This window comes from Ruegeria sp. ANG-R (assembly GCF_000813985.1).
In the GTDB taxonomy this organism is placed as follows: Bacteria; Pseudomonadota; Alphaproteobacteria; order Rhodobacterales; family Rhodobacteraceae; genus Ruegeria.
This window is the reverse complement of sequence record NZ_JWLJ01000024.1, coordinates 1-5436: the sequence shown is the minus strand read 5'-3', so window position 1 is coordinate 5436 and position 5436 is coordinate 1. Positions and strand designations below refer to the sequence as shown.

Below are 5436 nucleotides of genomic sequence, written 5' to 3'. Positions count from 1 at the left end.
GCTGTGGGTCAGACACTTGAATTTGGCATGTATACGCTGAGAGGTAGCATCCTCAAATGCAGAAGATGAAATTGCTCAGGTTAGGAACTATAGCTTTAATCGTAATTTTTACATTTTTCCTTAGGGTCAGGGTTCTTTGTTGGTTCATAGCCAGAATACGGCAGTGGCGACGAGAGCGATAGCGGAGAGGAATACCTATGGGCACCTGTCATAGCGGGTTGCCACACGCCGCCAATCCTTGAGCCTGCCGAACATAATTTCGCATCACTGCCCTGCAGTGCCCTTCGCAGCTACGTCACGAGAGGAGCGACTGCGCCGTTTGTAGCGGCGTTTGTCATGTTTGGCGGTGGCCTCGCGTTGCTCCCAACCAAGGATATGCTTGTCGGTTTTTGTTCAGCCATCGAACGCGCCTGAAGTCGCCCCCCTGATCTGCACCGCGTTGCGCAGATAGACGCCGGTGCCGGGCTTTTCCCCAATCCCTCCAACTACAAAATTATTCTTTTAAAGCAAGAAACGAAAGGTGATGAATATTTCCCGCAACTTTGGTGTTTTCTTTCTGTCTGCGATGTCGCAGATCGCAATCAAAGGGAATTGAAATGATAAAAATGAACACTCTCAGCACATTCGTTGGCGCAGTCGTTTTCGCGGCGACCGGGGCATTTGCCGATGCACCGGCCGTCACTGGTCAGTTCGAAGACGTCACATATTTGATGAACGCAGAAAAAATGACCCTCTATACGTTCGACAAAGACGAAGCGGGTAAGTCCAACTGCTATGGTGAATGTGCGCAGAAATGGCCTCCTCTGACATCCACTGAAGAAGTTGAATTGGGCAGCGGGTATTCACTGATCGAACGCACCGACGGAACTATGCAAGTAGCGTACAAGGGCCAACCCCTGTACCTTTGGGTAAAGGATCAACAGCCTGGTGACATGACCGGGGATGGCATCAAAGACGTTTGGCACGTTGCTAAGCCATAACAGGCTTTCAAGATTCGGCGGCGGCATTCGTTTCGGTGCCGCTGCTAAGTGCCAGCGTTTCTATGTTCCGGCTGTTTCGCTATGGTACGACCGTCTATACCAAGTTGGAAAAGATCAGGTTGCCTCGCACGGCAAACACTTTTGAACTTTAGTGGAATAGCTAATTACAAAGTGTCTCAAAAAGCTGTTGGTGTAGCAGTCGGCCGTCACATATCCAGGCCCTGCCAGATATAGCGGCCTCCACAATCACGCGATCAATTCCACCAAGGCCAAACCCCGATCGTAAAATTCGCGTTATTTGTTGGAAATTTCAAAATTATTCTGATGCCTCGACCTCAGGGATTGCATATCAGCGCATCAGAAACGATTGAACTGAACGACATATGGTTAAAAGCTTCAGAAAATTTCCCGCAGGAAGAAATCCGCTTCATTGGGTTGATCCTTTGTCGGCACACTTGCGCAACTACATTGTTGGCACGACACTCTGGTTTGTTGGCCTTTCCGTGCTGAACCATAGAGCCCAGTTTCGGGATAGCTTGTTCATCCCATTTTGGGCTGGATCAATCTCTAACACTGTTCAGGAATTCTTTTACTTTGGCTTTACGGCCTTGTTTTTAGTGTCAGGGTTCTTGTTGGTCGGATGGAACTCAATCTCAGGTTTTTTCCGCCTTATTGAGCTAGTAGGATCAAAGTCAACACAACCGAAGAAATCGCTCTCGAATGTAACTTTTCTGCTGTCCATGGTCGTCTACGTGCTCACCTTCTTTCTAATATTCGGAACGCTGGGCGCATATGCCGCCTATCTGGTTCGAGCCGAATGAACACAGGTCGTCGTGAGACTTCCTTTTTGAGACGAGTGTCCGTCGTCAGGGATATAGGGGCAGATCATGCTCTGATCCAAGAAAGAAGGTGAAGCCCATGTGATTGGATCAGATATGCGGTGGAATAGCCGTGGCGCTGGCACCTGGTTTCGAAGATTTTTCGTTTATTCCCTCTCGCCCCTTACTTGGATTTTCCTCAAGTTTGATAATTTCAAGTTTGCTTGTACCAATATCGGCGGGCATGATATTTTACGAGATACCAGATTGCGGCGACTGGGAGCACAACGACGGTGCCGAAGCGAATGACGATGCCAACAGTTTCGGAATATGGCCGCACGACAGCTTCGATCGACAATCCGATCAGTTCGAAGATCGCCAACACGACCAGCATCAAGCATATGTGAACAAACAACGTTTTTGGTTCTGGCCGACGATACTCTGCTCCACACACCCGGCAGATGCTTTTGCCGACCTTGAGGTCGGTTCCGCATAGCGCGCAAGTCAGTTTCGGACCGACTTTGTGTTCACCAGACGCGATGACGACTTCTCCCTCAACACCCTGACTGCGACGGGCCTCCCGTGGTCTCCAGTTTTCCGAAACTGCACGATCACGTCAATCATTGAGCGGCAGTATTCGACAATCTCGGAATAGGTGAGCCCGGTGTTGGCCTGCATGACCATAAAGGGGTGGATTCCGGTTGGGGGCAGAATTGTATCACAAGCACCTGTCACGTGGTGGTCAGACTGAGTTCAGATCAATGTCAGCAGAGTATTCCACATCTGGAGCATTTTTGATCAGCGTTTGGCCGCAGATTACCCGTTTCTGTTCGCTATCAAATGTAAGCGTTGCAGGTCCAGCAAGCTCCCAACCACGATTGAGCAAGCCTGTGATTCGATAACAAAAATCTGCGTCGTCGGGTCCGGTAATATAGCGGTAAGCCTTCATCTTCGTGTCTCACTTTGACGAAAGTCTGTTTGAGACATATTCCACATCAGCAAAATCATAGAGTTGCAAGTCACAAATCCGAGAGGGTTCAATTGAGCCAACGCGCCGTCATCTACGCTCGGGTTTCGACCTCGGACCAATCCTGTGAACGGCAGATTGCAGATCTGACTGCATTCGCAGAGCGCTGCGACTACGCGGTGGTGAACATCTTCAAGGCAACAGCATAAGGCACCAAAACCAATCGGGCAGCGCGCAACCAAATCATGAAGCTTGCTCAGGCCCGCGAAATCAACGCCATCCTTGTCACAGAACTATCCAGATGGGGTCGTTCAACGAAAGACTTGCTGGAAACGCCGGATCAATTGGCTGGTTGGAAGGCGTCCGTTGTAGCCATGAGCGGCATGACATTCGAACTCAACACACCGTATGGTCGGATGATGGCGACGATGTTGGCTGGGATCGCCCAGTCTGAGCGCGATCTCCTAAGTGGGCGAGTCAAATCCGGCTTGGCCACCGCCCGAGCGCGCGGCAAAAAACTCGGTCGCCAACCTGGCTAGCGCCCAAAATCTGACAAGCTCGCTCCGCAAGTTATCAAAGCCGTCGCCGATGGGCGCTCCTATCGCTGGATTGCCAGAGACCTTGGAATATCCAAAAATACTGTGCTCGAAATTATGAAACAACACCGGCAGTCATCGTGATGCCGGACATTCAATGCCTAAATTCGCAAGAAACCAAATGGTCATTCACGATGCCGACAGCCTGCATCCAGGCATAGACAATGGTTGGCCCGCAAAACCGGAAGCCCTCAGCTTTCAAGTCTTTGGAAATGCGCGTAGAGAGTGGCGTTGACGCCGGAATGTCCTCGGCCCGGTCCCAGGAGTTTATCAAGGGTTCTCCCTCTACATATTTCCAGCACCACTGGGAAAAGTCATCGATCTGAAGGTAGGCGCGGGCATTGCCTATGGTGGCGGCAATTTTCCCTCGGTGCCGTACAATGCCATCGTTCTTCAGCAGGCGCTCTAATTCGGCATCGCCCCATGATGCGATGATTTCTGGATCAAACTGGCAAAACGCATCTCGAAAATTTTCGCGCTTTTTCAGAATCGTGATCCAACTGAGCCCCGCCTGAAACCCTTCAAGAATGAGCATCTCCCACAAGGCTCGGCTGTCTCTGAGAGGTACGCCCCACTCAGTATCATGGTAATCAATTTCAATCTGTTCTGCGCTCACCCAGCCACAGCGTGTACGTGAAACAGTCATTTAGTTCATTCGGGTAAGGACAGGAATTCGATAGAAACGCTGGTGGGATCGATCAGATCCATTAGGGCCTGGAAGGTCGGGCGTGGTGCCATCAGATCATTGGATGCAACACCCTGTTTGCGTGTCTTCCAGTGATAGAGATCAACCCAATACCCCTCATCATCAATATACAATGTCTGACTGATGAAGCCGGGGAGTGTTTCAAGGTCGGACAAAATGCCGTCTACTGCAGAGACCATCTCCTCATTTGAAACTGCTGGCTTTGCCTTCCATTTAACAAGTTCAACAACGTGTTTGCGCTCCATTACCTCATCCCTTTCATATGTGTTTGCGTGTCACTGATCACCGTTTCTTAGCTGTTCTGGCGGTTCTTGATTAGGGATAGTTTCTGAACCATTGTTTCGAATTATGAACAGTAAATTTTACACCCAAGCTGAAGCGCTCGTTGAAATCGTCCGGCAAGGCTCCATGACGGCGGCAGCGGCCGTACTTCGGCTTTCCAAATCAAACGTCAGCCAGAAGATTGCGGAAATGGAAAGTAATCTCGACGCTGTGCTTCTGAAGCGCAATACACGAGCGATTGAGCTGACGCCCGCTGGCCATAGAGTTTACGATCTATGTGTGAAGGCCGTGGATGCACTGCAACTTGCTAGGGGAGAAGTGGCCCATGAACTTCAAAGTGCAGTCCCCCAGGGTGTAGTGATCCTTTCCGGCTCCAACTTATATCTGTCCGAATTCATCATGCCATTGCTTCCAAGTTTGCGTGAGAGCCTTCCACTGGTTCGCATCGATCTGGTTGGTGGCGATTACCCTGTAGATCAACGCGCCGAAGCGGTCGATCTGCGTATCCGGGTAGGAACAACAGATACCGACGGTGTAAAAACCTATCCGCTTGCACCATTGGAACGCGTCTTTTGCGGGCACAGAGATCTGCTACTTGGGGCGGAAGCCCCCGCCGCTCCCAGTGGTTTATCTAATTTTCCGCTTATCCTACGTTCGCAGGAACCCCCGGAATGGCTGTTTCACAACAACGGCAATACAACAAAGTATCATGTCACCAATCCTGCAATGTATGTGAGCAGTTACGAATTGTGCGTTTCTGCTATTCGCGCCGGTCTGGGGGCCGCGGTGCTCGCCAAAGCTATTGTTCAGAAAGATATCGACGATGGAAGCATCGTTGAACTGCTGCATGACTGGACAGTCGAGCCCATTCCCGTGTCATTGGTTATCCCAATATCACGGCTGCGCAGATCAGAAGTGATGGCAGTGGTACAATTCATCGTCAGCAACATTCAGGTAAGTCCCGATTACTGAATGCGACCGTCGGAAGAAAATGAAGATGCTCAACTGCCCCATCCCGCAGCAACTAATTTTATCACAGCGAGGAGTCGATATTCAAAGCTCATATCCTTAGACCAGATGAGCGTTT

General features: G+C 50.4%; 7 protein-coding genes and 1 pseudogene. 5 read left to right on the top strand and 3 right to left on the bottom strand.

Annotated features, from left to right (window positions below; translation table 11 throughout):
* Positions 1–596: 596 nt before the first annotated feature.
* The 3 genes from RA27_RS22580 to RA27_RS24245 all read left to right on the top strand — a co-directional run bounded on the left by RA27_RS22580 (position 597) and on the right by RA27_RS24245 (position 2294).
* On the top strand, positions 597–980 hold the full coding sequence (locus tag RA27_RS22580; RefSeq protein WP_039544426.1) for a hypothetical protein: 384 nt from the start codon (positions 597–599) through the stop codon (positions 978–980).
* A 383-nt stretch (positions 981–1363) separates the two neighbouring features.
* Positions 1364–1801 (top strand): hypothetical protein, encoded by a 438-nt coding sequence (locus tag RA27_RS22575; RefSeq protein ID WP_039544423.1) that lies wholly within the window; start codon positions 1364–1366, stop codon positions 1799–1801.
* A gap of 130 nt (positions 1802–1931) precedes the next feature.
* Positions 1932–2294, top strand: a complete 363-nt coding sequence (locus RA27_RS24245; protein ID WP_152610792.1) for a hypothetical protein — start codon at positions 1932–1934, stop codon at positions 2292–2294.
* A 246-nt stretch (positions 2295–2540) separates the two neighbouring features.
* Here the strand turns inward: RA27_RS24245 and RA27_RS22565 are convergent, their stop codons facing one another.
* Positions 2541–2747, bottom strand: a complete 207-nt coding sequence (locus RA27_RS22565) for a DUF1737 domain-containing protein (RefSeq protein ID WP_039544419.1) — start codon at positions 2745–2747, stop codon at positions 2541–2543.
* 80 nt (positions 2748–2827) lie between these two features.
* Between RA27_RS22565 and RA27_RS22560 the strand changes: the two are divergent.
* Positions 2828–3304: pseudogene (locus RA27_RS22560) on the top strand (recombinase family protein); the annotation flags it as partial.
* Positions 3305–3455: 151 nt separating this feature from the next.
* Here the strand turns inward: RA27_RS22560 and RA27_RS22555 are convergent.
* Complete coding sequence (locus RA27_RS22555) at positions 3456–4007, bottom strand: DNA-3-methyladenine glycosylase I (RefSeq protein ID WP_039544416.1); 552 nt, start codon at positions 4005–4007, stop codon at positions 3456–3458.
* 5 nt (positions 4008–4012) lie between these two features.
* A complete protein-coding gene (locus tag RA27_RS22550; protein WP_039544414.1) occupies positions 4013–4312 on the bottom strand; it encodes a hypothetical protein in 300 nt (99 codons plus the stop codon).
* A 103-nt stretch (positions 4313–4415) separates the two neighbouring features.
* Here RA27_RS22550 and RA27_RS22545 point away from each other — a divergent pair, with 103 nt between their 5' ends.
* The gene (locus RA27_RS22545) at positions 4416–5321 is read left to right on the top strand and encodes a LysR family transcriptional regulator (RefSeq protein WP_039544411.1); all 906 of its coding nucleotides are present in this window, start codon (positions 4416–4418) and stop codon (positions 5319–5321) included.
* The last annotated feature ends 115 nt before the right edge of the window (positions 5322–5436 follow it).

Coding starts and splice junctions, on each gene's coding strand:
- RA27_RS22580 (WP_039544426.1), top strand. CDS start 597: ATGATAAAAATGAACACTCTCAGCACATTCGTTGGCGCAGTCGTTTTC.
- RA27_RS22575 (WP_039544423.1), top strand. CDS start 1,364: ATGGTTAAAAGCTTCAGAAAATTTCCCGCAGGAAGAAATCCGCTTCAT.
- RA27_RS22565 (WP_039544419.1), bottom strand. CDS start 2,747: ATGAAGGCTTACCGCTATATTACCGGACCCGACGACGCAGATTTTTGT.
- RA27_RS22555 (WP_039544416.1), bottom strand. CDS start 4,007: ATGACTGTTTCACGTACACGCTGTGGCTGGGTGAGCGCAGAACAGATT.
- RA27_RS22550 (WP_039544414.1), bottom strand. CDS start 4,312: ATGGAGCGCAAACACGTTGTTGAACTTGTTAAATGGAAGGCAAAGCCA.
- RA27_RS22545 (WP_039544411.1), top strand. CDS start 4,416: ATGAACAGTAAATTTTACACCCAAGCTGAAGCGCTCGTTGAAATCGTC.